The sequence below is a fragment of the Streptomyces javensis genome, assembly GCF_039525925.1.
Taxonomy (GTDB): Bacteria; Actinomycetota; Actinomycetes; order Streptomycetales; family Streptomycetaceae; genus Streptomyces; species Streptomyces asiaticus.
The window spans coordinates 117,130-143,050 of record NZ_BAAAIF010000005.1 but is presented as its reverse complement, the minus strand read 5'-3'; the positions used below and the strand labels follow the sequence as shown (position 1 = coordinate 143,050).

Annotated in this window: 26 protein-coding genes; 9 read left to right on the top strand and 17 right to left on the bottom strand. The window is 71.5% G+C overall.

All coding sequences use genetic code 11. The annotated features are described in order from the left end of the window. The 6 genes from ABD329_RS07430 to ABD329_RS07405 form a co-directional block, all read right to left on the bottom strand. On the bottom strand, positions 1–837 hold the full coding sequence (locus tag ABD329_RS07430; RefSeq protein ID WP_198277767.1) for an SDR family oxidoreductase: 837 nt from the start codon (positions 835–837) through the stop codon (positions 1–3). 95 nt (positions 838–932) lie between these two features. Further along, a complete protein-coding gene (gene eda, locus ABD329_RS07425) occupies positions 933–1,577 on the bottom strand; it encodes a bifunctional 4-hydroxy-2-oxoglutarate aldolase/2-dehydro-3-deoxy-phosphogluconate aldolase (protein ID WP_198277766.1) in 645 nt (214 codons plus the stop codon). Further along, complete coding sequence (locus tag ABD329_RS07420) at positions 1,574–2,476, bottom strand: MBL fold metallo-hydrolase (RefSeq protein ID WP_198277765.1); 903 nt, start codon at positions 2,474–2,476, stop codon at positions 1,574–1,576. Before ABD329_RS07420 ends, eda begins: the two co-directional genes overlap by 4 nt. Before the next feature lie 40 nt (positions 2,477–2,516). After that, the gene (locus tag ABD329_RS07415; RefSeq protein WP_198277764.1) at positions 2,517–3,362 is read right to left on the bottom strand and encodes an ATP-binding cassette domain-containing protein; all 846 of its coding nucleotides are present in this window, start codon (positions 3,360–3,362) and stop codon (positions 2,517–2,519) included. Continuing rightward, on the bottom strand, positions 3,359–4,396 hold the full coding sequence (locus ABD329_RS07410) for an ABC transporter permease (RefSeq protein WP_198277763.1): 1,038 nt from the start codon (positions 4,394–4,396) through the stop codon (positions 3,359–3,361). The genes ABD329_RS07415 and ABD329_RS07410 overlap by 4 nt, the downstream gene beginning before the upstream one ends. An 81-nt stretch (positions 4,397–4,477) precedes the next feature. Continuing rightward, complete coding sequence (locus ABD329_RS07405; RefSeq protein WP_246618535.1) at positions 4,478–5,533, bottom strand: substrate-binding domain-containing protein; 1,056 nt, start codon at positions 5,531–5,533, stop codon at positions 4,478–4,480. 381 nt (positions 5,534–5,914) lie between these two features. Here ABD329_RS07405 and ABD329_RS07400 point away from each other — a divergent pair, with 381 nt between their 5' ends. Together ABD329_RS07400 and ABD329_RS07395 are read left to right on the top strand one after the other, a co-directional pair. Beyond that, positions 5,915–6,454: an ATP-binding protein gene (locus tag ABD329_RS07400; RefSeq protein WP_344316117.1), complete on the top strand. Its 540-nt coding sequence runs from the start codon at positions 5,915–5,917 to the stop codon at positions 6,452–6,454. A gap of 40 nt (positions 6,455–6,494) precedes the next feature. Continuing rightward, positions 6,495–7,286 (top strand): IclR family transcriptional regulator, encoded by a 792-nt coding sequence (locus ABD329_RS07395; protein WP_198277012.1) that lies wholly within the window; start codon positions 6,495–6,497, stop codon positions 7,284–7,286. 131 nt (positions 7,287–7,417) lie between these two features. Here ABD329_RS07395 and ABD329_RS07390 read toward each other — a convergent pair whose 3' ends face one another. After that, complete coding sequence (locus ABD329_RS07390; RefSeq protein WP_198277011.1) at positions 7,418–8,413, bottom strand: transketolase family protein; 996 nt, start codon at positions 8,411–8,413, stop codon at positions 7,418–7,420. Continuing rightward, positions 8,410–9,270, bottom strand: a complete 861-nt coding sequence (locus tag ABD329_RS07385; RefSeq protein WP_198277010.1) for a transketolase — start codon at positions 9,268–9,270, stop codon at positions 8,410–8,412. Before ABD329_RS07385 ends, ABD329_RS07390 begins: the two co-directional genes overlap by 4 nt. Positions 9,271–9,393: 123 nt before the next feature. On the opposite strand from ABD329_RS07385, the gene ABD329_RS07380 reads away from it, so the two are divergent. Beyond that, positions 9,394–10,158 carry an SDR family NAD(P)-dependent oxidoreductase gene (locus ABD329_RS07380; protein ID WP_198277009.1) on the top strand — a complete coding sequence of 255 codons (765 nt, stop codon included), beginning with the start codon at positions 9,394–9,396 and terminating at the stop codon, positions 10,156–10,158. 12 nt (positions 10,159–10,170) lie between these two features. Here ABD329_RS07380 and ABD329_RS07375 read toward each other — a convergent pair whose 3' ends face one another. The 3 genes from ABD329_RS07375 to ABD329_RS07365 all read right to left on the bottom strand — a co-directional run bounded on the left by ABD329_RS07375 (position 10,171) and on the right by ABD329_RS07365 (position 13,087). Continuing rightward, a complete protein-coding gene (locus ABD329_RS07375; RefSeq protein ID WP_198277008.1) occupies positions 10,171–11,190 on the bottom strand; it encodes a zinc-dependent alcohol dehydrogenase family protein in 1,020 nt (339 codons plus the stop codon). 119 nt (positions 11,191–11,309) lie between these two features. Next, the gene (locus tag ABD329_RS07370) at positions 11,310–12,374 is read right to left on the bottom strand and encodes a zinc-dependent alcohol dehydrogenase (protein WP_246618426.1); all 1,065 of its coding nucleotides are present in this window, start codon (positions 12,372–12,374) and stop codon (positions 11,310–11,312) included. Then, the gene (locus ABD329_RS07365; RefSeq protein WP_198277007.1) at positions 12,371–13,087 is read right to left on the bottom strand and encodes an SDR family NAD(P)-dependent oxidoreductase; all 717 of its coding nucleotides are present in this window, start codon (positions 13,085–13,087) and stop codon (positions 12,371–12,373) included. Before ABD329_RS07365 ends, ABD329_RS07370 begins: the two co-directional genes overlap by 4 nt. A gap of 105 nt (positions 13,088–13,192) precedes the next feature. Between ABD329_RS07365 and ABD329_RS07360 the strand changes: the two genes are divergently transcribed. The 6 genes from ABD329_RS07360 (at position 13,193) to ABD329_RS07335 (ending at position 19,599) form a co-directional block, all read left to right on the top strand. Next, complete coding sequence (locus ABD329_RS07360) at positions 13,193–13,981, top strand: GntR family transcriptional regulator (RefSeq protein ID WP_309142706.1); 789 nt, start codon at positions 13,193–13,195, stop codon at positions 13,979–13,981. 178 nt (positions 13,982–14,159) lie between these two features. Then, positions 14,160–15,659 carry a xylulokinase gene (xylB, locus tag ABD329_RS07355; protein ID WP_198277005.1) on the top strand — a complete coding sequence of 500 codons (1,500 nt, stop codon included), beginning with the start codon at positions 14,160–14,162 and terminating at the stop codon, positions 15,657–15,659. A gap of 70 nt (positions 15,660–15,729) precedes the next feature. After that, positions 15,730–16,674, top strand: a complete 945-nt coding sequence (locus tag ABD329_RS07350) for an SMP-30/gluconolactonase/LRE family protein (protein ID WP_198277004.1) — start codon at positions 15,730–15,732, stop codon at positions 16,672–16,674. Between the two features lie 23 nt (positions 16,675–16,697). Continuing rightward, positions 16,698–17,753 (top strand): alcohol dehydrogenase catalytic domain-containing protein, encoded by a 1,056-nt coding sequence (locus ABD329_RS07345; RefSeq protein ID WP_198277003.1) that lies wholly within the window; start codon positions 16,698–16,700, stop codon positions 17,751–17,753. A gap of 2 nt (positions 17,754–17,755) precedes the next feature. Then, positions 17,756–18,817 carry an aldose epimerase family protein gene (locus ABD329_RS07340; protein ID WP_344316115.1) on the top strand — a complete coding sequence of 354 codons (1,062 nt, stop codon included), beginning with the start codon at positions 17,756–17,758 and terminating at the stop codon, positions 18,815–18,817. Continuing rightward, a complete protein-coding gene (locus ABD329_RS07335) occupies positions 18,814–19,599 on the top strand; it encodes an SDR family NAD(P)-dependent oxidoreductase (RefSeq protein ID WP_198277001.1) in 786 nt (261 codons plus the stop codon). Before ABD329_RS07340 ends, ABD329_RS07335 begins: the two co-directional genes overlap by 4 nt. 72 nt (positions 19,600–19,671) lie before the next feature. On the opposite strand, the gene ABD329_RS07330 is transcribed toward ABD329_RS07335, so the two are convergent. The 6 genes from ABD329_RS07330 to ABD329_RS07305 all read right to left on the bottom strand — a co-directional run bounded on the left by ABD329_RS07330 (position 19,672) and on the right by ABD329_RS07305 (position 25,917). Further along, positions 19,672–20,682, bottom strand: a complete 1,011-nt coding sequence (locus ABD329_RS07330) for a substrate-binding domain-containing protein (protein ID WP_198277000.1) — start codon at positions 20,680–20,682, stop codon at positions 19,672–19,674. Positions 20,683–20,718: 36 nt separating this feature from the next. Further along, positions 20,719–21,756 (bottom strand): ABC transporter permease, encoded by a 1,038-nt coding sequence (locus ABD329_RS07325; RefSeq protein WP_198276999.1) that lies wholly within the window; start codon positions 21,754–21,756, stop codon positions 20,719–20,721. Beyond that, positions 21,753–23,303 (bottom strand): sugar ABC transporter ATP-binding protein, encoded by a 1,551-nt coding sequence (locus ABD329_RS07320; protein WP_246618427.1) that lies wholly within the window; start codon positions 23,301–23,303, stop codon positions 21,753–21,755. Before ABD329_RS07320 ends, ABD329_RS07325 begins: the two co-directional genes overlap by 4 nt. Positions 23,304–23,460: 157 nt before the next feature. Beyond that, the gene (locus ABD329_RS07315) at positions 23,461–24,474 is read right to left on the bottom strand and encodes a TIGR03571 family LLM class oxidoreductase (protein ID WP_198276997.1); all 1,014 of its coding nucleotides are present in this window, start codon (positions 24,472–24,474) and stop codon (positions 23,461–23,463) included. Between the two features lie 139 nt (positions 24,475–24,613). Continuing rightward, on the bottom strand, positions 24,614–25,438 hold the full coding sequence (locus ABD329_RS07310) for an aldo/keto reductase (RefSeq protein WP_198276996.1): 825 nt from the start codon (positions 25,436–25,438) through the stop codon (positions 24,614–24,616). Positions 25,439–25,491: 53 nt separating this feature from the next. Further along, positions 25,492–25,917: a GlcG/HbpS family heme-binding protein gene (locus ABD329_RS07305; RefSeq protein ID WP_044578887.1), complete on the bottom strand. Its 426-nt coding sequence runs from the start codon at positions 25,915–25,917 to the stop codon at positions 25,492–25,494. Positions 25,918–25,921: the final 4 nt, after the last annotated feature.

The following is a 25,921-nucleotide window of genomic DNA, read 5'->3' as shown; positions in this document are numbered from 1 at the left end:
TCAGACTTCCATGCCGTAGCGGTGTGCCTTGTGCGTCGGGTAGAGCGCGATCTGCGGGATGGTGACGTCGGGCGTGCGCGTGGCCACGTAGAGGGAGACCTCGGCGACGTTGTCGACGTCGATGCAGCTGGCGTGGATGCCCTCGGCGAGCTCCTTGTCGTCCAGCCAGCCGTCGAGGTAGGCGGGGATGTCGCCGTCGTACAGGCCCTTGTCGATGATCTCGGTCATCGGGGTCTTGACGTGGGACGGGTTGATCACCGTCACACCGATGTTCTTCTCCTTGCCCTCAAGGAGAATGTTCTTGCTGAATCCCATCATCCCGTGCTTGGAGGCGCGGTAGGGGCTGTGGCCGGGGCCGGATGCCAATCGGGCCGAGGACGATCCCATATTGATGACGCGCCCGCCGGTGGACTGCCGCTCCATGATGCGGAACGCCTCGCGGCAGCACAGGAAGACCGCGGTCAGATTGGGGCCGATGGTCTTGTTCCACTCCTCCAGCGTCACCTCGGTCACCGGGGGTGAGAGCGAGTCGCGGCCCGCGCTGTTGACGAGGAGGTCGACCTGCCCCCATTCCTCCATGGCGGTCCGGAAGAAGCCCTGGACCTGCTCCTCCTCGGTGACATCGGCCTCGATGCCCACGCAGCTGCCGCCCTGGGACTGGATGGAGCCGACGACCTGCTGGAGCCGCTTGCCGTCGATGTCGACCAGGAGGACCCTGGCCCGGTTGGCCGCGAAGATCCGGCCGACGGCCTCGCCGATACCGGAGGCGCCACCGGTGATGATGGCGACCTTGCCCTCCAGCGCGGTGCCGGAGGCGGGTTCGTAGGTGGTGGTCATGCTGTCCCTTTGGGGTGTGGTGGGTGGGTGTACGGAGGTGGTTTTCAGGTGGTGTGGCAGTAGGTGGTCGTCAGGTGGTGTTGCGGGAGGTGGTTTCAGGAGGTGGCCGCGGCGGCGATCCCGACCGCGCCGCGGGCGTTGCGCCCGATGGCCTCGTACTCCCCCTCGGCCAGCAGCGCCGTACTGGCGATCCAGGTGCCACCGCAGGCGGCCACGTGCGGGCGGCTCAGGTAGTCGGGGAGGTTCTCCGGTGTCAGGCCGCCGGTGGGGAGGAACGCCATCCCGTCGTACGGAGCCGCCATGGCGTCCAGCAGCCGCAGTCCGCCCGACGCCTCGGCCGGGAAGTACTTCACCAGCGGCAGTCCCCTGGCCACGGCCGCCTCGACACCGGTGGGGCTGTTGATGCCGGGGACGACGGGGATCTTGCGCTCCAGGCAGTGGTCCACGACGTCCGGGTTGAAGCCGGGCGCCACCACGAACTGGGCGCCCGCGTCGATGGCGTGGTCCACGGTCGTGCGGTCCAGGACCGTACCCGCGCCGACCAGCAGCTCGGGGTGGCGGGCCCGCAGGGTGGCGATCCCGTCCCGGGCGGCCGGGGTGCGGAAGGTGATCTCGGCGACCGGCAGCCCCGCCCCGAGCAGCGTCTCGCCGAGCGGGTCGGCGTGGCGTACGTGTGGCAGGGTGACGACCGGGACGACCCGGACGCGGCGCAGTTCGCCGAGGAGTTCGGTGGGGTTCATCGGTCCTCTTTCGCGGTGGGGTCGTCGCCCGGGGTGAGGACGTACGCGTCGCCCACCCGCGGCACCGTCCAGGACAGTGGCGTGGCGCGGCGGCGCAGTGCGTCCCGGGTCTCCTCCGGGTCGACGGTGTTGAAGTCGAACAGGCCGAAGTGGTGGCAGAGCAGATGCGGGATCCCGGCCGCCTCGCACAGCTCGGCCGCCTCCCGGACGGTGAAGTTGCCGGGGACGCCGTTCTCGGTGCGGTGGCGGTCGCGCCCGTTCACGGGCAGCAGCGCCACATCGGCGCGGAGTGTGCGCAGGCGTTCGGACTGCCCGTCGTACGGGACGCAGTCACCGGAGTGGTAGACGCGGACCCCGCCGACGGTGAGCACATAGCCGAGGAAGCGGTGGTCTCCGTTCCCGTCCTGTTCGAGGTGTTCATGGGCGGCGGGGACCGGTTCGACGGTGATCCCGCCGTCCAGTTCCACGCGTTCGCCCGCGGTGGTCCCGGTCAGACGGGTGGCGGGTACACCGCGCTCCAGGGCCCGCGTCCGCTCGGCGCGCGGGACGACGAAACGCGGGTCGTTGTGCGGGAGCAGGGCCCGGATGGTGCCCGGGTCCATATGGTCGGTGTGTCCATGGGTGCACAGCACCGCGTCCACCCCGCGGATGGCCTCCGGTGCCACCGGGGCGGGGTGCATCCGGCGGTGCGGGAAGAGCTGGCCCCGGTACTTCTCGGCGAGGGTGTCCGAGAGGTACGGATCGATCAGGATCAGCCGGCCGCGGTGGCGCAGGGCGAATCCGGCCTGGCCGAGCCACCACAGCGTCACATCGTCGGGCCCGGCCTCCGGCGGGGCGGTGAAGGTGCCGGTGAGGGGGGTGCCGGACACGGGGCGCACGGCTGGCCGTGTGCTGTTCATGCGTGCTCCCGGTGGGTGGGGGTGGGGTCGCTGTGTGCGGTCATGGGGTGCCCGCCGGGGATCTGCCGTCGAGCTCCGCGGGGTCCAGCGCTCCGGTCATCAGGGCGACGGCGTCGGGCATCGAGATGTCGGAGGTGTTCACCAGGGCGACGCGCCGGCCCAGCCGCTGGACGTGGATGCGGTCGGCGACGTCGAAGACGTGGGGCATGTCGTGGCTGATCAGGACGACCGGCACACCCCGGTCGCGGATCTCGCGGATGAGGTCGAGCACCCGCTGCGACTCCCGCACCCCGAGCGCCGCCGTCGGCTCGTCCATGATGATCACCCGGCTGCCGAAGCAGGCGGCGCGTGCCACGGCGACGCCCTGGCGCTGCCCGCCGGAGAGCGTCTCCACCGGCTGGGAGAAGTTCTGGATGGTCAGCAGCCCGAGGGAGGTGAGGAGTTCACGGGTCTCCTCCCGCATCCCCTTCTTGTCCAGCAGCCGGAAGACCCTGCCGAGCGGGCCGGACCTGCGGCGCTCACGGCCGAGGAAGAGGTTGGCGGGAATGTCCCGGGAGGGCGCGACGGCCAGGTTCTGGTAGACGGTCTCCAGTCCGTGGTCCCGCGCGTCCAGGGGGTTGCGGAACCGCACCGGCTCCCCGAAGAGGCGGATCTCCCCGGCGTCGGGGACCTCCGCTCCGGAGAGGCACTTGATGAGCGTCGACTTCCCCGCGCCGTTGTCGCCGATGACGGCGAGGACCTCACCGGCCCGCAGCTCCACATCGGCCCCGCCGAGGGCGGTGACATGTCCGTAGCGCTTGACCAGACCGCGCGCCTGGAGGGCGAGTACGTCGGTGTTCCGGGGGGTGCTCCGGGCGTTGTTCCGGGGGCTGTTCCGGGGGTTCATGCCGCCACCTTCCGGATCCACTGGTCGGCGGCGACGGCCACGATCACCAGCACGCCCACGGTGAAGACCTGCCACAGGGCGTCCACTCCGGACAGCGCGAGTCCGCTGCTGAACACGCCCACGATGAGGGAGCCCAGCAGGGTGCCGAGGACATGACCACGGCCGCCGAAGAGGCTGGTCCCGCCGATGACGACGGCCGTGATGGACTGGAGGTTGAGGTTCTCACCGGCCTGCGGGCTGACCGAGCCGATCCGCCCGATGAGGAACCACGCGGCGAGACCGCAGATCAGCCCCGCCACCACATACACACTGAGCAGCACCCGCCCGGTGCGGATCCCGCTGAGGCGGGCCCCCTCGCGGTTGTCGCCCACCGCGTGCAGATGGGCACCCCACGCGGTGCCCCGCAGCAGATAGGCCACGGCGGCGAAGCAGCCGATCATCAGCAGCGAGCTGTAGGTGACATCGGTGCCCAGGACATTGATGGAGCGGCCCGGCCAGCTCAGCAGGGGCGGCACGTCCTGGGCCCGGATGGTCTCGCTGCGCGAGTAGAAGAGGGTGAGGGCGGAGAAGACGCTGAGGGTGCCGAGCGTGGCGATGAACGGCGGAATGCGGAACCGGGTGACCAGCACACCGTTGAGTCCGCCGCAGACGCCGCCGACGACGACACCGAGCAACAGGGCCAGGGGCACCGGCAGACCGTGGTCCACCGCCAGCTTGCCCATCACCACGGAGGCGAGCACGGTGATGGCCCCGACCGACAGATCGATGCCCGCGGTCAGCACGATCAGCGTCTGGGCGATACCGACCATGCCGATGATCTGCACCTGCTGGACGATCAGCGAGATGTTGAGCGGATCGCTGAACCGGGACCCCACCCACACGCTGAAGAACAGCGAGGCGAGGAGCAGCACGATGAGCGGGCCGAGCAGCGGCTTGGTGTGCAGGGCCGACTGTCCGCGGGCGAGCGCTCCGCGCGCCCGCGGCCGGGTGGTGGGAGGGTCTGCGGCGGGTGGGGGGACGGTGTCGTGCACCACGGTCAACTCCTGGAAGCGGTAAGGGATATGTGGATGTGCCGGACGTCCGCCGGGGTCGGCCCCGAGCGGTGGTGCGCGGGGCTAGCCCCAGCAGTGGCGCAGGCCCCAGTCCGACTTCTGCGAATCCAGACCGGATACGGGGTTGTCCGTGATGAGGGAGACTCCGGTGTTGGTGAAGCCCTGTCCGGCGGAGCCGGAACCCTTGCCGCCGTCCTTGGCGTGCGCGGCCACGGCGGCGAGGCCCTCGGCGGCCATCTTCACGGGGAACTGCATCGAGGTCGCGCCGATGACGCCACCGGCCACGTTCTTGACGCCGGGACAGCCGCCGTCGACGGAGACGATGCTGATGTCCTTCTGCTTACCGGCCGCCTTGACGGCCTGATAGGCACCGGCGGCGGTGGGCTCGTTGATGGTGTAGACGAGGTTGATGGAGCCGTTCTTCTGGAGCAGCTTCTCCATGGCGTCGCGCCCGCCCTCCTCGTTGGCGCCGGTCACCTCGTGGCCGACGATCCGGGAGTCGCGCTCGTCGCCGATCCGGTTCGGGTTCCGGACGTCGACGCCGAAGCCCTCCAGAAAGCCCTGGTCCCGCAGGACATCGACCTTGACCTGCTCGGAGCTGAGGTCCAGCAGGGCGATCCTCGGCCGCTCGCCGTCCATCCGCGCCTTGGCCCACTTGCCGATCATGCGGCCGGCCAGCCGGTTGTCGGTGGCGTACGTGGCGTCCACCGCGGACGCCGGTTCCGTCGGCGAGTCCAGGGCGACGACCATGACACCGGCCTTCCGCGCCCGATCGATGGCGGGGATGATCGCACCGGAGTCGGCCGGGGTGATCAGAATGCCCTTGGCGCCCGCGGCCACCAGGTTCTCGATGGCCTTGACCTGTGAGTCGTTGTCGGCCTGGCCCTTACCGGCGAAGGTCCTCAGGTCCACGCCGAGCTGGCGGGCCTTCCGCTGGGCGCCCTCGCGCATCTTCACATAGAAGGGGTTGTCGTTGGTCTTGGTGACGAGGCCGACGATGGGCTTGTCGTCACCGTGACCGCTGATGCCGCTCCCACATGAGGTGAGCAGCAGGGTGAGACCGATTCCCGCGGAAGCGGCCGCGAGCGCTCTGTGGCGCGGCATGACGCGATCTGCCATGAGATTGCCTTTTCTCGACGTGCGGGGGGTGGCTTGGGGGGAGTGCGCCGCCCGCCGGGTGCCGGTTCGCGGCAGCGGGGACTGTCGGTGCCGACGCGTTCCTCGGTCGGCTCGGCCCTGATCGGGCTGGGGATGGCCGGTGGGACGTGCTCAGCGGCTCGATCCACAACGTCGCAGAGGTTTCGAGCACTGTCAATGCATCTCGAAGAAATTTCCACGACAGGCCCGACACAAGCCGCACCGCGACATCGACGTGGAAATTTCTTCGAATAATCTTGACTGTCGCAGAAATCACTACGAGGCTGGGAGGTGGCCCCCTTCCCGACGGAGTCGGCCACAACCCCCTTCCGGACCGCACGGCGCCCGGAAAGGAGTACGGATATGACAGTGAACCCAGCGGGGGCGGTCGCCACCGCATCCCCCTCACCACCCAACCCCCCGCCGCCGCGCCGGCGGACGGGTCCGCCCGATGCCCACACCGCCCCGTGCGGGCTGGCCCTGCGGCTGCCCACCGACCCGGCCGCCGTAGGCCGGGCCCGCCGTACCGCGGCGGGCGCGCTGCGCTGCTGGGGGGTGCCCGACACCGCCGCCGACGACATCGTCCTCATGGTGGACGAGCTGGTGACCAACGCGATCGAGCACGCCGGCGGCCCCGTGTGGCTGCGGCTGTGGCTGCGCCGCGGATGCTGTGTGATCTGCCAGGTCGGGGACGGCTGCCACGAAACGCCCCAGCCGCGCCCCGGCGACCCCGACGCCGAGAGCGGCCGCGGGCTGCTCCTCGTCGCCGCCCTCGCCGACGCCCTCGGCACCCGCGTCACCACCACCGGAAAGGTCACCTGGTTCCGGCGCCGGGTACGGGACGACCGGATCCCGGCACCCCGCGCCGCCTCCCCGCACCCGTTCATCGGCGTCGATTCCTGACCAGGAGACCGCCTGTCCGCTGAGTGATATCTTTGCGCGCGTGGCACATGAAGGTGGTCTGGCTCTCGTCCGTAAGTCCGTTGAGGTCCTCGACCTGCTCGCGGCGAAGGGAGAGGCGACGGCCGCACAGCTCGCGGAGGAGCTGGGCGAGCCCCGCAGCTCGGTCTACCGGCTGCTGTCGAGCCTCCAGGGCCTGGACATGGTGGAGGGCGGCAGCCGCCGCGGCACCTTCCGTCTGGGGTTCCATCTGCTCACCCTCGGCACCGCCGTGGTGGAGCGGTTCGACGAGCGTCGGTTCGCGCAGCCGGTGATGGAGCGCCTCCACGACGAGACCGGCGAGACGGTGTACCTGTGCGTCCAGCGCGGCCGCGAGGCGGTGTGCATCGAGCGGCTGGACGGCCGGCGGGTCCAGTCCCTCGCCCTGAAGCTCGGCGGTGCGCTGCCGCTGCACGCCGGGGCGGCCTCCCGCGCCCTGCTGGCCTTCCAGGACCGCTCGGCCTGGTCGGACTACCTCGAACAGGGGCCCGTGGAGCGGTTCACCCCGTCCACCCCGGTCACGGCGGACACGCTGATCCCGGTACTGGAGGAGACCCTCGACACCGGGGTCTCGGTCAGCGACCAGGACGTCACAGTCGGCGTGGCCGCGCTCGGCGTCCCGATCCTGGACTACCGGGGACAGGTGCGTGCCGCCCTGTCCATCAGCGGGGTCCGGGAGGCGATCCTCGGTACCGACCCGGCCGGTCTGCGCGAGCGGTTGGTCGAGGCCGGCCAGGAGATTTCGCGGGCGCTGGGCTGGCAGGCCGTCACCGGCGCCGTCGCCGACTTCGGCTGACCCGGCGGAACCGGCCGACCCGGCGGAGCCTGCCGACCCGGCGGAGCCTGCCGACCCGGCGGAGCCTGCCGCCCGCCCCGGCCGCTCCGCCGAGGCGGGCGGAGCGCCGGGGGCGATGGACCCGTTCGGGGTCAACGGCCCGGTGCGCGCAGCAGATCGCGGGCCTCGGCCTCGACTCCGGGGGCGTCCAGCCGGTAGTGCCCGTACAGATGGGTGGGCGGGCCGATGAGGCTGTAGTGGTCGCGGATCCCGTGGCGGTGCAGCCGGACCGGCACGCCGTGCTCGCTGATCAGCTCGGCCACCGCGCCGCCGAGACCGCCGAGCACATTGTGCTCCTCCACCGTCATCAGCAGCCGGGAGCGCCGCGCCGCCGTCAGCACCGCCTCCTCGTCGAGCGGTTTGACGGTGTGCATGTCCAGCACCCCGACGTCGTACCCGTCCGCGGTGAGCGCCGCCGCGGCCTGAAGGGCGGGGTGGACCATGGAGCCGGTGGCGATGAGGGTGAGGTCGCTTCCCGTCCCGTGCTCGACCGCCTTCCCGATCTGAAGGGTGGTGCCCGCCGGGTAGACGTCCGGGTCCCGGCCACGGCCGATACGGAAGTAGACCGGGCCCGGGAGGTCCACCGAGGCGCGCAGCACCGCGGCCAGGGCCGCGGTGTCGGCCGGTGCGACCACGGTGAGTCCGGCGATGCTGCGGGTGATGGCCAGGTCCTCGGTCGCGTGGTGGGAGGTCCCGTAGAAGCCCAGGGTGATCCCCGCGTGGTGGCCGATCAGCCGGACGGGCTGGCGGGTGTAGGCCACGTCGGTGCGGATCTGCTCGCAGGCCAGCAGCGCCATGAAGGACGCGAAGGTGGCCACATACGGCCGCAAGCCCGTGGTGGCCAGACCCGCCGCCGTGGACACCATGTGCTGCTCGGAGATCCCGAACTGGAGGTACTTGTCCGGGTGCCGGTCCTGGAAGCGCACCAGTCCGTTGGAGTACTTCAGGTCGGCGGTGCCCACGACCACGGGATGGCCCTCGTCGGCCAGGTCGGCGAGGGTGTCGCCGAGGGCCTGAAGTCCCGGAGCCTGCTCCAGCAGGCTCAGCAGGTGCCAGGATTCGGGCTGGAGACCGGGTGCGACGCTCATCGTGTCCCCCGCAGTTCCGCCAGGGCGTTGGCCTCGTCCCGCTCGGCCAGCCAGCCCAGGTGCCATCCGAACTCGGACTCCATGTAGGAAATCCCCTTCCCCTTCACGGTGTTGGCGACGACCACGGCCGGACGGTCGCGGCCGGTGTCCTGCGCCAGCGAGCGCAGCAGAGGCAGCAGGGCCGAGACGTCGTGCCCGTCCACCTCGTGCGTCTGCCAACCGAACGCCCGCCACTTCTCCAGCAGCGGCTCGATCCCGGTCACACCGTCGATGCGGCCGTCGAGCGAGTGGTCGTTGCGGTCGACGATGGCGACCAGCCGCCCCAGGCGGTGGTGTGCGGCGCCCAGGGCCGCCTCCCAGACCTGCCCCTCGTGCAGCTCTCCGTCGCCGAGCAGGACGAACGTGGTGTACGAACGCCCCTGGAGGCGGCCGCCCATCGCCATACCGGTCCCCGCCGACAGCGCGTGGCCCAGCGACCCTGAGCTGAAGTCGATCCCCGGAATGCGGGTCATGTCCGGGTGGTCGCCGAAGGCGTTCCCCAGACGGGTGTACTCATCCAGCTCGGCCGCGTCGAAGAAGTCCCAGTCGGCCAGCAGCGGATACAGCGTGGCCGCCGCATGGCCCTTGCCGAAGAGGAAGCGATCGCGGTCGGGCCAGTCCGGTTCGCCGCGCCGCAGCCGCATCACCCCGTAGTAGAGCGTGGCCAGGATCTCGGCGCAGGAGAAGCCGGACGCGTAGTGGCCGGTCTTGGCGATCGAGATCAGCCGCACGGTCTCCAGACGGGCGAACTGGGCCCGTTCCTCGATGTGCTCGATGAGTTCGCGGTCCGCCGGCGCGACCGGCGTCTGTGCAGTCATTCGGTGTCTCTCCCAGTCGGTGAGCCCGTAGGTCAACGGAAGTTATCACTCACTGGACAGGTAGTCCACGTCATGGGAATGTTTCAAGGGTCCAGCACGCCGAAACCACCACGGAGATCTCCCATGGCCGACCCCACCGTTCTCATCACCGGCGCCGCACAGGGGATCGGGGCCGCCGCGGCCCGGGTCCTCGCCGAGCGCGGCTGGCGCGTCGTCGTCGCCGACCTCAAGGGCGAGGCCGCCCAGGGCCAGGTCGCGGCCCTCGACTCGGCATCCCCCGTGGCCGGAGGGCATCTGGCCGTCGCCGTCGATGTCACCGACGAGGCCGGCGTCACCGCGATGTTCGACGACATCGCGACCCGGGCCGGTGGGCTCGACGCGCTGGTCAACGGCGCGGGGGTGATCTTCCGGCAGGCGGCCCAGGACTTCGACAGCCGGCAGTGGACCCATCAGCTCGCGGTCCACCTCACCGGCGCGATGCACTGCGCGCGCGGCGCCTACCCGCTGCTGGTCCGCAGCGCCCGGGCCAGTGTGGTCAACATCGGTTCCGTCGGGTCGACCTTCGGGCTCCCCGGACGGCTCGGCTACGCCACCGCCAAGAGCGGAGTGCTGGGCCTGACCCGGACCCTGGCGGCCGAATGGGGGCCGGACGGCATCCGGGTCAACGCCGTGGCGCCGGGATACGTGGCCACCGAAATGGTGCGCAGCGGCCTGGAGTCGGGAGCGCTCGACCGGGAGGCGCTGGTGCGGCGCACACCGATGCGACGACTGGCCGAGCCCGCCGAGATCGCCACCTCCATCGCCTTCCTCCTCTCCGCCGACGCCTCCTTCGTGCACGGCGCCACCCTCCGGGTCGACGGGGGCATCACGATCGACGGCACCTTCTGACCCCGTACGGGGTCAGGGGTGGATGACCGCCTTGATGCAGCCGCGGTCGTTCCGTACGGCGTCGAGGGCGGCGCCGTACGAGTCCAGCCCGAACCGATGGGTGATCATGCCGTCGGTGCGCACCCGGCCCGTGCGCAGGACCCGCAGCGCGCGATCGAAGCTGAACGCCTGGGTGAAGGAGCCGCGGATGGTCAGCTCCCTGCTGAAGATCTCGTACGGGGAGAGTTCGACGCGCTCCCGCTCCCCGGCCATGCCGTAGAGGAAGACGGTCCCGCCGTCGCGGGTCAGCGGCAGACACCGCTCGATCACGGTGAGGGCGCCGGTCGCGTCGACGACGGTGTCGAAGCCGTCGGGTGCCAGGGCGCGCAGCGCGCCGAGGGAGGCCGAGGAGTCGTCGCGGTCCATGACCACCGTCTCGTCGGCGCCGAACTCCCGGGCCAGTCTCAGCTTGGCCTCGGTCGGCGCCGCGACGGTCACCCGCCCCGCGCCGCTGCCGGCCAGCAGCTGTGCGAGCAGCAGCCCCGTGGTCCCGGCGCCGAAGAGGAGGACATCGCTGCCGGGCTGTGGGGCGAGTATGTCCATGCCGTGCACGGCACACGCGACGGGCTCGGCGAAGGCCACCACGTCCAGCGGGATGTCATCGGCGGGGTGGCAGTGGGACGCGGGCACCACGATCATCTCGGCGAAGCCGCCCGGCCGGGTGACACCGTGGTCCCGCAGCCGGGTGCAGAAGGCCGGTCTGGCGCGGCGGCAGTTGGCGCACGAACCGCAGGAGACACGGTTGTTGAGGGCGACGCGCTGTCCGACGGCGAGCGTCGTCACCTCCTCCCCCAGCGACTCCACCTCGCCCACCACCTCGTGGCCGGGGGTGAGCGGATAGCGGGGGGAGAACTCGCCGCGGTGGAGATGGGCATCCGTGCCGCAGACTCCCGCGGACCGCACCCGCAGACGCACCTCGTCCGGGCCCGGCTCCGGATCCGGCAGGTCGGTGTAGCGGTACGCGTAGGGTCGCTCGTAGACGATGGCTTTCACGCCGTCTCCTTCGTTGGGGCCGCTTCGGCACGGTTTCGCTGGGGCCGCTTCGACACGGTTTCGCTGGGGCCGCTTCCACGCGGTTTCGTTCGGCCGTCTTGCGTGTGCTCGCGGGCCGGTCAGCCGACGCTCACCAGCACCTTCATCTGGTCCGGGCCACCGGCGGCCCGGAACGCCTCATCCGCCCGGTCCAGCGGGAAGGTGGCGGTGACGAGCTCGTCGGCCGGTACGACACCGGTCCCGAGCAGCGTCATCGCGGCGCGCATGTCCTCCCCGACGTACATCAGGGAGCCCCGCACGGCGATCTCGCGGTCCTGGACCAGGTCCAGCGGGACATCCAACGGACCCTGGGGCACCCCGACCACCATGACCGTGCCGCCCTTCTCGACGGACCGCACGGCCTGGGTGATGGAGGCGGACACCGCCACGCAGTCGAACACCACGTCCGCGCCGCCGCCGAGCCGCTCCCTGACCAGCTCCGGCAGGCCGGGGGTACCGGACGCGAGTGCCGCGTCCGCACCGAGCCGCACCGCCCGGTCCCGCTTCGCCGCCACCGGATCGGTGACGATGACGGTCCGCGCGCCCGCCGCCCGCGCGGCCAGGGCGGTGAGCAGCCCGATCGGTCCGGCGCCGAGGACCAGCACCCCGGCGCCGGCGAGGTCCCCGGCCCGGCGCACCGCGTGCACGGGGGTGGCCAGCGGCTCGACGAGCACGGCCTGCACATCGGTGAGCCGGTCGGGCACCCGGTGCAGCCGGTCGGCGCGCACGGTGAAGCCGTCCGCCATCGCCCCGGCCGTCTGGCAGCCGATGACCCGCAGTTCCCCGCAGATGTTGTAGCGGCCGGAGCGGCAGTGGCGGCAGGTGCCGCACACCAGGTTGGGTTCGAGCAGCACCCGGTCCCCCTCGGCCACGGAGGTGACGCCGGGGCCGGTTTCGGCGACCACGCCGACGGCCTCGTGTCCCGGGTGGTACGGCCGGGGGATGAAGGGGTGTTCACCGCGGAGGGCGTGGACGTCCGAGCCGCAGATCCCGGTCAGCAGGGTGCGCACCCGCGCCTCGCCGGCCGCGGGCCGTACCCGTGCCACCTCCTCCACGACGATGTCGCCGTCCGCGGTCACGGTCACCCGCCGGTCCATCGCGTCCCCTTCCGCCGCTCCGTCCGGTGTCCTCGATGTACCGCTCATCGGAGTGCGAACCCCCCGTCCATCAGCAGTTCCGTGCCCACGCAGTAGGCGGCCTGGTCGCCGAGCAGCCAGCCGATGGCGGCGGCGATCTCCTCGGGTTCCGCGAACCGTCCGGCGACCGTGCCCTCCTTCCAGCGCGGGTGCATATGGCGCTTGAGGTCGTTGAGCGGTGTGGCGACATAGCCGGGCGCGACGCTGTTGATCCGCACCCCGCGCGGGCCCCACTCGACGGCCAGGGAACGGGTCAGCGCGCTCACGGCGGCCTTGGAGGCGTTGTACGCGGACTGCTTCTGCGGGTGGTTGACGATATGTGTGCCGGACATCGAGGAGACCGTGACGATCCGGCCGCCCGCCCCGTCGAGCATCCGCCGGGCGGCCGCGGCGCAACTGAGGAACGTGCCCTTCAGATTGACGCCGAGCACCCGGTCGAACTCGGCGGCGCTCATCCGCTCCGCCGGCACGTCGTCCTCGACGACCCCGGCGGCCGCGACCAGGCCGTCGATCCGGCCGCCCTCCGTGACGACCGTGCCGATCGCGGCCGCCACGCTGTCCTCGTCGGTGACATCGCAGCGGATGGACCGTCCGACGGGGGACGCGGTGAGATCGAGGGCGTACACCTCGGCGCCGATACCGGCCAGATACGCGCAGGTGGCCCGTCCGATGCCCCCGGCGGCTCCGGTGACCGCGATCCGGGCACCCTGATACCAGGACATGATGTCTCCTTGGGTGGACTCTCCGGCAGCGATAAGACGGCCTGTACGTACAGGATGTCAAGAGGACGGGCTGTTGTCTTCGCCGCCAGGCGCTACGCTTGCCCCGTGGAACCCGGACGGATTGACCGCGATGCCGCACTGCCCTTCTACGCCCAGCTCAAGGAGTTGCTGCTGCCACAGCTCGGCAGCGTCTGGAAGGTGGGCGAGCGGCTGCCCGGCGAGGTGACCCTGTGCGAGCGGTACGGCGTCTCCCGGACCGTCGTGCGCCAGGCCCTCGACGAACTCGAGGGCGAGGGCCGCATCGTGCGGCGCAAGGGGCAGGGCACCTTCGTGGCCGCCCGCAAGGTCGACGAGTCGCTCTTCCAGTCGATGACGGGCCTGTACGAGGATGTGGCCGCGCGCGGTGGCGCGCTGGTCAGCGCGGTGCGCCGGCTGGAGTTCGCCCCGGCGACGGCGGACGCCGCCCGTGAGCTGGAGGTCGAGGAGGGCGCGCCGCTGATCCATCTGGAACGGCTGCGCTACGTCAACGCCGAGCCATGGGCGCTGACCAGCACCTGGCTGCCGCACCGGGTGGCGCCAGGACTGCTGGACGAGGACCTGACCCACCAGTCGCTGTACGCCCTGCTGGAGGGCAAGTACGGCGTCGTCCTGGACCACGGCAGGCGTGAGGTGGAAGCCGTACCCGCCGCCCCTTCGGTGGCCGAGGCGCTGGGCGTGGACGCCCACGACCCGGTGCTGCTCCTGCGCAGCACCGCCTGGGACCAGGAGGGCAGGCCGGTGGAGTACTTCACGGCCTACCACCGCGCGGACCGCAGCCGTTTCCAGGTGCATGTCCGCAGGCGGCGCCGGGCCGGAGCGCCGCCGTCGATGCTGGTGCACGACAGCACCGGCTGAAACACGCTCCCACCTGGGCGGCGGACCCGATGCGGCATCGGGTCCGCCGCCCTTTTCGTGGCCCCGCGACCCCGTCGCACCCATGCCCAACGCCTTGACATCCTGTACGTACAGGATGACAGTGACCTGCGCAACGTCCCAGGCCAGGCCCGGACACCAGGAAGCTGGAGAACCATCCGTGATCATCGCCCATGACCTCGGCACCACCGGGAACAAGGCATCCCTGCACACCGACGACGGCCGGCTGGTGACGGCGGTGACCGTGCGCTACGACACCGACTTCCGGGCCGGCGGCATCGCGGAACAGGACCCCGAGTCCTGGTGGCGGGCCGTCTGCCGAGCCGGCCGCGAACTGCTCGCCCGGAGCGGGACGCCCCCGGAGCGGATCGGCGCCATCGGATTCAGCGGCCAGATGATGGGGGCCGTGCTGCTCGACAGCGCGCACCGGCCGGTGCGGCCCGCGATGATCTGGGCCGACCACCGCAGCGCCGAGCAGGCCGGGACGCTGGCCGCCGAACTCGGCGAGGAGCGCGCCTACCGGCTGCTCGGGCACCGGATCCACCCCACGTACTCGCTGGCCAAGGTGATGTGGGTGCGCGACCACGAACCGCGGACCTTCCGCCGGGTGGCCCATATGTGCCTGGCCAAGGACTACGTCGTCCAGCGTCTGACCGGCACGCTCGTCACCGATCCCTCCGACGCCTCCAGCACCAACGCCTTCGACCAGCGGGCGGGCACCTGGTCGCGGGCCGTGCTCGACGCGGCGGCCATCGATCCGGGTCTGCTGCCCGACATCGCGGAGTCCACCTCGGTCGTCGGCCGGGTCCGTGCGCGGGCCGCGGAGGAGGCCGGGGTGCCCGCCGGGGTTCCCGTGGTCATCGGTGGCGGGGACGGTCCCCTCGCCGCGCTCGGCGCCGGGGTGCTGACCCCCGAGGACGGCGCCTACACCTACCTCGGCTCCTCCTCGTGGATCTCGATGTCGGCCCGGCGGCCGCTGTACGACCCGGCGCGGCGCACCATGACGTTCAACCACGTCCTGCCCGGACACTACGTTCCGACGGCCACGATGCAGGCGGGCGGCGCCTCGCTGGAGTGGATCGCGCAGGTGCTGCGCCCGGAGGGCGGGCCGGAGCGCATCGCCCGCACGCTGGCGGACATCGAGGACGCCGACACCACGGGGCTCTACTTCCTGCCCCATCTGCTCGGCGAGCGATCCCCGTACTGGAACGCCGACGCCCGGGGCGCCTTCGTCGGGCTCTCCCGGCACCATGGCCCGGCGCATCTGGCGAAGGCCGTCCTGGAGGGGGTCGCCTTCAACCTGGCGACCTGTGTCGGCGCCTTCCGCGAGGCAGGACATCCGGTCGACCGCGTCGACGCCATCGGCGGGGGCGCGGCGAGCGACCTCTGGCTGCGTGTCCTCGCCGACGTCTGGGGCGCCCGGATACGCCGCCGCAGCATCGTCGAGGAGGCCAACAGCCTCGGCGCGGCCGTCACCGCCGCCGTGGGCAGCGGCCTGGTCGACGGTTTCGAGGTGGCCCGCGAACTCTCCGAGGTCCAGGCGGAGTTCACCCCGGCCGCGGACCGGCACCGCGACTACGCCGCGCGCCACCGGGAGTTCCTGGACGCCTATCGCAGCCTGGAGCCCTGGTTCGCAAATTCTCATCCACTAGACAACTAGTCCGCACCATGAGAATGTGCCGTGGCCACCTCCGTGACCGCCTCGCGGTGCCACGACGAACAGGAGCCTCATGCACCCACCGGTGACGACCGTCCACGCCACCCCCGTCGCGAGCGGGTTCACCTTTCTCGAGGGCCCCCGATGGCGCGACGGCGAACTGTTCGCGTCCGACTTCTACAGCGGTCGCGTCCTGGCCTTCCGCCCGGGCCGCACACCGGAGACCGGCCATGAGGTGCGCACGGTGTGCGAGGTGCCCGGCCGGCCGTCCGGGCTCGGATTCGCGCCCGACGGATCGCTGCTGGTCGTCTCGATGCTGGAGCGCGCCCTGCTGCGGTGGGACGGCCGGGCGCTCACCACCGTGGCGCGCTTCGGCCACCTCATCGAGGGCGTGGCCAACGACATGCTCGTCACCGAGTCCGGCTGGGCCCTCATCGGCAACTTCGGCAATACGGACGCCGAGCCCGACGCCCTGCGCGAGACCGCCCTGGTGCGGGTCTCCCCCGACGGCCGAGCCGATCTCCAGGGCCATGGGCTCGTCTTCCCCAACGGCATGGTGCTCACCGCCGACCGCCGTCGGCTGCTGGTGGCGGAGACCTTCGCCGGACGCGTCTCGTCATGGCCGGTGGCCTGGAGCGGCGACGGGGCGCCCACGCTCGGGGAGGGGCGGGTGTGGAAGCAGTTCGGCGGTCCGCCCGGCCACCTCGACGTCGAACGTGCCACCCGCGAGCTCCCCGTACTGCCCGACGGCCTGGCCATCGACGCCCACGACCGGGTCTGGGTCGCCTCCTCGATCGGCCACGGCGCGCGGCTGCTCGCGCCGGACGGCACCCTCCTCGCCCGCGTCGAGACCGGCGGCCTCAGCCCCTACGCGGTCGCCGTCGGCGGCGCCGACCAGTCCGTTCTCCACCTCTGCTGCTCACCGCCGCTCGGCACCGTCGACCCCGCCGCCACCACCGAGTCGGTGCTGTACGCGGCGGACATCTCACCACTCCGCCGACCCGCACCCCGCGCCTGACGCGCCCCAGGAAAGGAGACACCATGACGACCACCACCGCGCCGGCCACCACGGTCCGTGCGCTGCGGTTCGCCGCGAAGGAGAAGGTCGCCGTCGTCGACGCACCGCTCCCCGAGCCCGGACCGGGCGAGCTGATCCTCGACATGAAGGCGGCGGGGCTGTGCGGAAGCGATCTGCACTACTTCCATATGACACACGAGGAGATGCGGCACGCCACTCAGCCGCGCTCGCCCGAGATGACGCCCGGCCATGAGATCGCCGGTGTGGTCAAGGCGGTCGGCCCCGGTGTGAACCACCCACGGGTGGGCGACCGGGTCGCGGTGCAGCACTACTCCGGCTGCGGCCAGTGCGAGAGCTGTCGGCGCGGCTGGGATGTGCACTGCGAGCGCGGGGCGCGGGTGTACTCGCTCAACCGGCCAGGTGGCTGCCAGGACGAGCTGGTCGTCACGGCCAGGGACTGCGTGGTGCTGCCGGACGAGGTGAGCTTCCCCGTCGGCGCGTTCCTCGCCTGCGGTGCCACGACCGCCTACCAGGCGCTGCTCCGTTCGGAGGTGAAGCCGGGCGAGACCGTGGTCGTCATCGGTGTGGGCCCGGTCGGCCTCGCCGTGCTCGCCTGGGCGAAGGCGTTCGGGCTGCGCGCCATCGGCACCGACCCGAGCCCCGAGCGCCGTGCCTTCGCCGAGCGCCTCGGCTACTCCGACGTCCACGATTCCGCGGGCTTCGACATCGGGGCCGTGGTGCCCGGTGGCGCGAACGCCGTCATCGACACCTCCGGGAACGTCCACGGCCGCCGTACCGCCGTCGAGGTGGTGAAGACCTGGGGCACGGTGGTGTTCGTCGGGCTCGGCCCCGATTTCACCATCGACCCGGTACCGGACCTGATCATGCGTCAGGTGACCCTGCGCGGGATGTTCGTCTTCAGCGTGCCGCTGATGATGGAGGCCGTGGCGGAGGCCGCCCGGCTCGGTGTGGACCTCGCTCCGATCATCACCAGCGTCTCCTCGATCGAGGAGGGCCCCGACGCCTTCGCGGACTTCGCCGCGGGCAGCGTCGGCAAGTCCGTCATCGGATGGGAGTGAGCATGGCGAGCGCGACCTCGGTCCGGCCCGTCGACGGCGGCGCGTGGACCCTGGAGAACGACGCGGTCGGGGTGGTGGTGAACCCGGCCCGGGGCACCGACATCCTCTCGCTGGTCTGGAAGGCCACCGGCGAGGAGATCCTGTGGCGCAGCCCGCACTGGGTGGACCGGGTACCGGCCGCCGACACGGCGGACGCGAGCGATGTGTCGTTCTTCGACAACTACGCGGGCGGCATACAGGAGTTGTTCCCGAACGCGGGGCCGCCGACCACCGTGCGCGGCGCTCCGCTGCCGTTCCACGGTGAGGCGGCCCGCCGCTCGTGGGCGGCCGAGGCCGTGGAGACGGCGGGCGGGACCGCGCTGCGGTGTGTCACCCGGCTCGCCCGCTACCCGTTCCGCATGACCAAGACCTTCTGGCTCGACGGCTCCGTACTGCGTTTCCGGAGCGAGGTGGAGAACCTCTCCACCCGTGCCCTCCCCTCGAACTGGGGCCTGCATCCCGCCTTCAACACCGCGACCGTGGCCCGCGCGGCCACCGTGTACGGCCCGTTCGAGGAGCTCACCGCGCACCCGGAGGACTTCGGCGCCCGGCAGTGGATGACACCCGGTGAGAAGCGCCGGGTGCCCGCCGTGGCCCCGGGCGTGGGAGCCCTCGAACTGGCCCCGGGCGAGGGCCCGACGGCCGACCTCGGCTACGCCACCGTCACGGGCGGCTGGTTCGGGCTGCGCTCACCGGGCTGCGGGCTGGTGGCGACGATGAGCTGGCAGTCCGAGCTGTTCCCGGAGATCTGGGTGTGGCAGGAGTGCCACGCGCCCGACGACTACCCCTGGTGGGGCGCCGAGCACATCGTGGCGGTCGAACCGCACACCACCTCGCCGTTCATGCCGCTCGCCGAGCGGCTGGAGCGCCCCGGCGTGCCCGTCGTCGCCGGAGGATCCACGCTGAGCGCCGAGTTCACCCTCGGCGTCCACGCCATCGCCGACGACGAGGTGCCGGTCGATGTCGACGAACGGGGCGTACCGGTGCTGATCACCGTCCCGGACGAGGGAGAGGGCGTGGCATGAGCCGATTCACCGATCGCGTCGCGATCGTCACCGGGGCGGGGGCGGGCATCGGCCGGGCCGCGGCCGAGCGCATCGCGGGAGAGGGCGGCTCCGTGGCCGTCTTCGACATCTCGGCCGAGCGCGCCGGGGAGTCCGCGCGCGCCATCGCCGGTGCCGGTGGCTCCGCCACCCCCTTCGCGGTGGACGTCTCCGACCCCGACCAGGTGCGCAAGGCCGTGGACGAGGTGGTGGCCACGCTCGGCGTTCCGTTCTCGCTGGTGAACAGCGCGGGCATCCTGCGCATCTCGCCCGCCCTGGAGATGAGCGCGGACGACTTCGACACGGTGCTCGGCGTCAATCTGCGCGGGGTGTTCCTCATGGCCACCGCGGTCGCGCGGCACATGGTGGCGGCGAAGCGTCCGGGCCGTATCGTCAACGTCTCGTCGATCCACTCGGTGATCTCGCTGCGCGAGGCGGCCGCCTACGCCGCCTCCAAGGGCGGGATCGAGGCGCTCACCTTCACCCTCGCGGGAGAGTGGGCCGAGCACGGCATCACGGTCAACGCGGTGCGTCCCGGGGCCACTTGGTCCGCGCTCACCACACCCATCTACACGGACGACGTCGTGGCCTCGCTGAACCGGCGCATCCCGCTCGGCGCGGTGGCCCGCGCCGAGCAGGTGGCCGCGGCGATCGCCTATCTGGCCTCCGAGGAGGCCTCGTACTCGACCGGGGCGACGCTCTCGGTCGACGGCGGCTACACCATCAACGGCGATATGCCGGACGCGGTCTACGAACGCGATTGACCCGTCGCGGCGCATACGGCAGGGGCCGGAATCCCGGGATTCCGGCCCCTGCCGTATGCGCGCGGCCCCGGTTCAGAACACGGAGCGCGGGTCGAGGAAGTCGTCCACGTTCTCGCAGTTGATGCCCGCGGCCTCGGTGTACCGCTGCTTCGCGATGTCCTTGGGCGCCACGTCGCCGGTGCCGATCCGCAGCGCGAGGTCGAAGGCGAGGTCGGCGGCCAGCTTCGGCGAGTTCAGGCCCGTGGAGATGTAGCGGCCGTCGCACCCGCCCGAGCTGATCTCCTGGAGCGCCTGCTTCTGCCCGTCCGCCGCCGCGGCGACCAGCGTCTTCTTGTTGCCCTTGTCGCGCAGGGTGCTGAGGGCTCCGAGCGTCATCGAGTCGTTGAGACCCACGATCAGATCCACGTTCCGGTGTGCGGCGAGGATCGACTCGGTGGCCGGGACGGCTGCGTCCTGGGAGTAGTTCGCGGGAGTCCTGGCCACGATGTGGTACCTGACGCCACCGGCGCGCAGACCGTCGAGGAATCCCCGCTGGCGGTCGGGGCCGACGATCTCGTCGTCCGGCCCGCCGTTGAGGACGGCCAGGCTGATCGTCGAGCCGCGGTGGAACCGCTTGGCCGCGAGCCGGCCCGAGAGCTTGCCGATCGCGTAGTTGTCGGAGGAGACGGAGGTGACCCCGACCCCCTCGATACCGGTGTCGACGAAGACCAGCGGCACCTCCCCCGCCACGTCCCTCAGCTGTACCTTCTGCGTCTTCGGGCTCATCGCGTCGACCACGAGGACGTCGATGCCCTGCGCCACCAGGGTCTGGGCCTGGTTCAGCTGGGTGACGGCGTCCCCGTCGGCGTTCTGCACCTCCAGGTGGAACCCCCGCTCCCCGGCCTTCTTCCTGGCCGCGTCGACCATCGCCGCGAAGTAGGGCGCGTCCAGCTGCCGCTGGGAGAATCCGATCGTGACATCGGTGGGCTTCTTGGCCTCCCTGGGGCCGCCCGCGGACGCCTTGCCACCGATGGTCGTACAGCCGGTCAGGACCAGCGCCGCCGCGGACAGCGCGGCGAGCGGGCCCCGTCGCATGGTTGTCATGCAGGTCTCCGTGTCGTGTCTGGTCGGGCGCCGGGCTCAGGAGTGTGCGGTCCGCTGCCGACGGCGCCGGGTGAACTGGACGGTGGTGAGGACCATCGCGAAGATGATCAGGGCCCCGCGGAAGGCGTCCTGGAGAAAGGTGGAGACGTTCAGCAGCACCAGCAGGTTGGAGATCACGCCGAAGATGAGCGTGCCCAGGAACGCGCCGAGCACCCGGCCGCGGCCGCCCACGAGGCTGGCACCGCCGATGACCACCGCCGCGATCGAGTCGATCTCGTAGTTGTCCCCTCCGGTCGGAGTGGCCGCGCCGATACGGGCGGCGAGCAGGAAGCCCGCGAACCCGACCAGCACACCGGCGATCACATACACCGTGATCATGGTGGCCCTCACCGGCACACCGGCCGCGTGGGCGGCCTCTTTGCTGCTGCCGAGCGCGTACACCCGGCGTCCGAACACGGTGCGGCGGGTCAGGAAGGCCATGGCCATCGCGAGCACGATCCACACGACGCCGAGCACGGGGACGCCGCCGATCGCCGTCGTGGCGATGGTGCGGAAGTCCGCGGCGTGGGGGCTGATCGGCTGGCCCTCGGTGTAGGCGTAGACGAGTCCGCGGCCCAGCGCGAGCATGCCGAGGGTCACGATGAACGCCTCCAGCCCGCGGTAGGCGATGAGATAGCCGTTGAAGACACCGACGGCGCCGCCCAGCACGATCGCCACCGCCACGGCGAGCAAGGTGTTCTGGCCGCCGAAGAGACCGGCGGAGAGCACACCGGCGAGCCCGGCGACCGCGCCGACGGAGATGTCGATGCCACCGGTGAGCACGATGAGGAACTGTGCGAGGGTCACGATGCCGATCACCGAGACCTGCAACAGCAGATTGGACACGTTGTACGAGGAGAAGAAGGCGTCGGAGGTGAGGCCCGCGAAGACCAGCAGCGCGATGAGGATGTAGAGCGGGTACTGCTCCTTCGCCCACTGCCCGGCCCGGCGCGGCGTCAGACCGTGGACGGGCGCCGTTCCCCCGTCTTCCGCGGCTGGTGCGGCGGCCGTCCTGGTTGCGGTGTCGTGGGTCACTGGACTTCTCCTCCGAGGGCGGTACGGGTCAGGTCGTCGGTGGTGCTGGTCTTCGAGACGAACTCGCCGGCGATGACGCCGTCGCGCAGCACGATCACCCGGTTGCACAGGGCCAGGGCCTCTTCGGCCTCGCTGGTGACGACCACGACCGCCTTGCGCCGTTCGACGAGGCCCCGCACGATCTGATAGATGTTCAGCCGGGCACCGACGTCGATGCCCTTGGTCGGTTCGTCCAGCACGACGACGTCGGGCTCGCTCTCGAGCGCCTTGGCGATGCACACCTTCTGCTGGTTGCCGCCGGAGAGCGAACTGGTCAGCTGGTCGGCGCCGCCCTTGATCCCGAAGTCGGAGACCAGCCGCGCCACCCGGCGGCGCTCCCGGCGGGTGTGCATCACCCCGTGGGTGGAGTACGCGCCCAGCGTGCTCAGCGTGAGGTTGGTGGCGTTGTCGAAGTCCTTGACGAACCCCTCGCGCCTGCGGTCCTCGCTGAGGTACGCGATCCCCTGGCGCAGGGCGGCCCGCGGTGAGCGCGGGTTCACCTCGTGGCCGCGCACCCGTACGGTGCCGGTGTCGCGGTGCTGGTGGCCCGAGATGGACCGGGCCAGGGAGCTGCGCCCGCTGCCGACCAGTCCGTACACGCCGACGATCTCACCCTCCCGCACCGAGAAGGAGATACCGGACGCCGATCCCGAGGACACGTCCCGCACCTCCAGCAGGGTGGGGGCGTCCGCCTCGGCCACCGGCTCGGGTGGTTCGAGGGCCATGACGGCCTCGCCGATCATGAGCGTCATGATCTCGTCGGGTGTGGTGTCCGCGGTGTCGACCACATCGACGAGCGAGCCGTTGCGCATGACCGCGATGCGGTCGGCGAGCGCGAACACCTCCGGCATGCGGTGCGAGACGAAGACGACGGTGGCACCGGCCTCGCGCTCCTTGCGCACCAGTGCCTCGACGTCCTTGAAGTGCTCCTCGGTGGTGGAGGCGGTGGTCTCGTCCAGCAGCAGCACCCGGTGCTCGTTCACCTGGGAGCGGCTGAGCGCCACCATCTGGCGGGGGCCGGGGCCGAGCCGTCCTGCCCGCATGCCGAGGTCCACCTCGCGCATCCCGACCACGCCGAGGGCGGCGCGGGTGCGGTCCGCGCGGTCGCGCCCCCCGACGAGCTGCCACGGCCTGCGGCGGCCCGCCGCGCTGAGCCCGGTCAGCCAGACGTTCTCCTGGACGCTGAAGGTGTCGACGATGACCGGCTCCTGATGCATGAGGAGCACTCCGGCGTCCAGGGCCGCGGAGGGTGTGGTGATCTCCCCGTCGTATCCGTCCACGATCACCCGCCCGCTGGTGGGGCGCTCCTGACCGGCGAGCAGCTTGGTCAGCGTCGACTTCCCGGCGCCGTTCGCACCGCAGATCGCGAGCACCTCGCCCGCGTAGCCGCTCAGGGTGACATCGGAGACGGCGACGACACCCGGGTAGACCTTGCCGACCCCGTCCAGAGTGAAGGTGACCGTCCTCGGCGGCGGTGACGCGGATGCCGAGGACGCGGCCGCGCCCATCCTGCTCACTTCGACTGCTCCCTTGCGCTAGGCACGTCACTGCTCGTCGAGAAGGCCGATCACTGCTGCCCATGGCTCCGTAGGGGCCCGGACTGGGACCTTTTTTCTCATGAGATGAACGCTGTGTCTACTGCATGGGACAAACGAATGCCGCGATCTACCTTTCCGCGGGCCCCTCGGCGGCGGTGGGCGAGGGGAAGCGCGGCAGTACGTGGTCGGCGAGTTCGGCCAGGACGTCCTCGACGGGGCGGTCGTTCGGCCGCAGGTTGAACGCGACATGCGCGACACCGAGCGCGGACATCTTCTCCAGGTGCTCCACGAGCCCCTCCCGGCCGGTGCGGAGGCCGAGCCGGATGGTGGTGGCGGGGGCTGCGGGGTCGGGCAGCAGGTCGAGCATCATCGGGGTCAGATAGGGCTTGGGACGGTCGGCCGTCAGCCGCCGCCACTGCTCCGTCTTCAGCCGGAGCGCTCCCAGGTCGCGGGGGTAGTTGAGGCTCGCGTCGACATGTTCCGCGATCCACTCCGGGCTCTGCTGGGCGTTGCCCGCGACCGCGATCGGGATGGTCCCGCCGATGGGCTTGGGCAGGACGTCGAGTCGCCGGTCGGGGGTGAGGCCGAGCCGGGGCAGATCCAGCCCCTGGCCGGTGGGCGGGGTGGCCCAGGCGGAGCGCAGCACCTCGACGCCGGTGCGGAAGGTCTCGGCGCGGGTGGTGAACTCGACGCCGAAGAGCGGGTATTCGACGGGACGGTCACCACTGGCCAGTCCGAGGACGAAGCGCCCGCCGGACAGGGCGTCAACGGTCGCGGCGGCCTTGGCGACCAGAAGCGGCCGCCGCAGCGGCAGCACGACGGCCGCGGTGCCGAGGACCGCGCGTTCGGTGACCGCCGCGAGATGTCCCAGGTGGGTGAAGGTCTCGAACACCGACCCCGCGTCGCCGAAGTGCACCGGGTCGTACAGCGGGACGTCACGGACCCACAGGGCGGCGAATCCGGACCGGTCGGCGAGGCGGGCCAGCCGGGCGTGTGCGTCGAGGGACGGCACACCGAAGGGGCGGCCCGCCCTCCGGTCGGCGGCCAGCCGGGACTGCCCCCAGTCGTTGTCCAGGGGGAGTTCCAGGCCGAGGGTGAGGCGGCCACCGGGGTGGGTCAGACGGTTCAGGGCAGTGGACATGATGCGAGGACGGCTTCCGGGAGAGGGGGAACGGGGGCGGGAACGGCCGCGCCGCCCCGGCCGGCTGATGAGCACGGCCGCGGCGGCGCGGTCGAGTGGAACGGTCGAGTGGGGTGGTCCAGTGGCGCGGTGGCCCGGGTCAGTTGAGGGTGTCGGGGTCCGGCCCGGTGCGCTGACCGCGGTCGAGGGCGCCGATCGCCTCGATGTCCTCAGGGGTGAGGGTGAAGTCGAAGACGTCGATGTTCTCCCGGATGCGGGCGGGGGTCACGGACTTGGGGATCACGACGTTCCCCAGCTGGAGGTGCCAGCGCAGGACCACCTGTGCGGGCGTCTTGCCGTGCCGCCGCGCTATCGCGGTGAGCGCGGGGTCCTGGAGAAGGGCGCCCTGGGCCAGCGGGCTCCACGCCTCGGTGGCGATGTTGTGCTGGGCGTGGAAGGCCCGCAGCTCCCCCTGCTGGAGGTAGGGGTGCAGCTCGACCTGGTTGAGGACCGGGACCACACCGCTGTGGTCCAGCAGCCGCCCCAGATGGGCGGGCTGGAAGTTGGACACGCCGATGGCGCGGGCGCGGCCGTCGGCCAGCAGCTTCTCCAGGGCGCGCCAGGTGTCCAGGTAGAGGTCACGAGCCGGGGTGGGCCAGTGGATCAGGTAGAGGTCCACGTAGTCGGTGCCCAGCTTGGCCAGGCTGGCGTCGAAGGCCGCGAGGGTGGAGTCGTACCCCTGGTCCGCGTTCCACAGCTTGGTGGTGAGGAACAGCTCCTCGCGGGGGACGCCGGACTCGGCCAGGGCACGGCCGACACCGGCCTCGTTGCCGTAGATGGCCGCGGTGTCGATGGAGCGGTAGCCGGCCTCGATGGCGGAGCGCACCGCGCCGGTGGTCTGCGCGTCCTCCACCTGGAAGACGCCGAAGCCCAGCTGCGGGATCTCGAGGCCGGTGTGGAGGGTGACGTTGGGTACGGAGGTCATGGTGTCCTTCGTCGGGTCGTGGGTGTGCCGTGCGGTTCTGTGGCCCGGGGGTCTCAGCCGAGCGTCGCGACCGCCGTGGTGGCGATCTCGTGGTCCTGCTCGGGGGCGCCGCCGCCCACGCCGAGCGCGCCGATCAGCCGGCCGTCGCGGTGGACCGGGACGCCACCGGCGATGAACAGCAGCGGGCGGTCGAGGGCGGTGGGCAGGGTGTGGAAGGCGCCTCCGGGCTGGACCGCGTCGACCAGGCCCGCGGTGGGGGCGTCCAGCTGGAGCGCGGTGAACGCCTTGCGGGTGCTGGTCTCCCCGGCGATCAGTACGGCCCGGTCGTCGCGCCGGAAGGCCAGCGGATGGCCACCGGCGTCGAGGACGCTGATGGCGGCCGCCACCCCGGCCGCCTCGGCGGCGGCGCGGGCGGCCTGGACGAGGGCCTCGGCGTCCTTGGTGGTCAGCGGGGCGACGGCGGTCTCGGGGGTGCTCATGGCG

Coding starts and splice junctions, on each gene's coding strand:
- ABD329_RS07430 (WP_198277767.1), bottom strand. CDS start 837: ATGACCACCACCTACGAACCCGCCTCCGGCACCGCGCTGGAGGGCAAG.
- eda (WP_198277766.1), bottom strand. CDS start 1,577: ATGAACCCCACCGAACTCCTCGGCGAACTGCGCCGCGTCCGGGTCGTC.
- ABD329_RS07420 (WP_198277765.1), bottom strand. CDS start 2,476: ATGAACAGCACACGGCCAGCCGTGCGCCCCGTGTCCGGCACCCCCCTC.
- ABD329_RS07415 (WP_198277764.1), bottom strand. CDS start 3,362: ATGAACCCCCGGAACAGCCCCCGGAACAACGCCCGGAGCACCCCCCGG.
- ABD329_RS07405 (WP_246618535.1), bottom strand. CDS start 5,533: ATGGCAGATCGCGTCATGCCGCGCCACAGAGCGCTCGCGGCCGCTTCC.
- ABD329_RS07400 (WP_344316117.1), top strand. CDS start 5,915: ATGACAGTGAACCCAGCGGGGGCGGTCGCCACCGCATCCCCCTCACCA.
- ABD329_RS07390 (WP_198277011.1), bottom strand. CDS start 8,413: ATGAGCGTCGCACCCGGTCTCCAGCCCGAATCCTGGCACCTGCTGAGC.
- ABD329_RS07385 (WP_198277010.1), bottom strand. CDS start 9,270: ATGACTGCACAGACGCCGGTCGCGCCGGCGGACCGCGAACTCATCGAG.
- ABD329_RS07380 (WP_198277009.1), top strand. CDS start 9,394: ATGGCCGACCCCACCGTTCTCATCACCGGCGCCGCACAGGGGATCGGG.
- ABD329_RS07370 (WP_246618426.1), bottom strand. CDS start 12,374: ATGAGCGGTACATCGAGGACACCGGACGGAGCGGCGGAAGGGGACGCG.
- ABD329_RS07365 (WP_198277007.1), bottom strand. CDS start 13,087: ATGTCCTGGTATCAGGGTGCCCGGATCGCGGTCACCGGAGCCGCCGGG.
- ABD329_RS07350 (WP_198277004.1), top strand. CDS start 15,730: ATGCACCCACCGGTGACGACCGTCCACGCCACCCCCGTCGCGAGCGGG.
- ABD329_RS07345 (WP_198277003.1), top strand. CDS start 16,698: ATGACGACCACCACCGCGCCGGCCACCACGGTCCGTGCGCTGCGGTTC.
- ABD329_RS07340 (WP_344316115.1), top strand. CDS start 17,756: ATGGCGAGCGCGACCTCGGTCCGGCCCGTCGACGGCGGCGCGTGGACC.
- ABD329_RS07335 (WP_198277001.1), top strand. CDS start 18,814: ATGAGCCGATTCACCGATCGCGTCGCGATCGTCACCGGGGCGGGGGCG.
- ABD329_RS07330 (WP_198277000.1), bottom strand. CDS start 20,682: ATGACAACCATGCGACGGGGCCCGCTCGCCGCGCTGTCCGCGGCGGCG.
- ABD329_RS07320 (WP_246618427.1), bottom strand. CDS start 23,303: ATGGGCGCGGCCGCGTCCTCGGCATCCGCGTCACCGCCGCCGAGGACG.
- ABD329_RS07315 (WP_198276997.1), bottom strand. CDS start 24,474: ATGTCCACTGCCCTGAACCGTCTGACCCACCCCGGTGGCCGCCTCACC.
- ABD329_RS07310 (WP_198276996.1), bottom strand. CDS start 25,438: ATGACCTCCGTACCCAACGTCACCCTCCACACCGGCCTCGAGATCCCG.
- ABD329_RS07305 (WP_044578887.1), bottom strand. CDS start 25,917: ATGAGCACCCCCGAGACCGCCGTCGCCCCGCTGACCACCAAGGACGCC.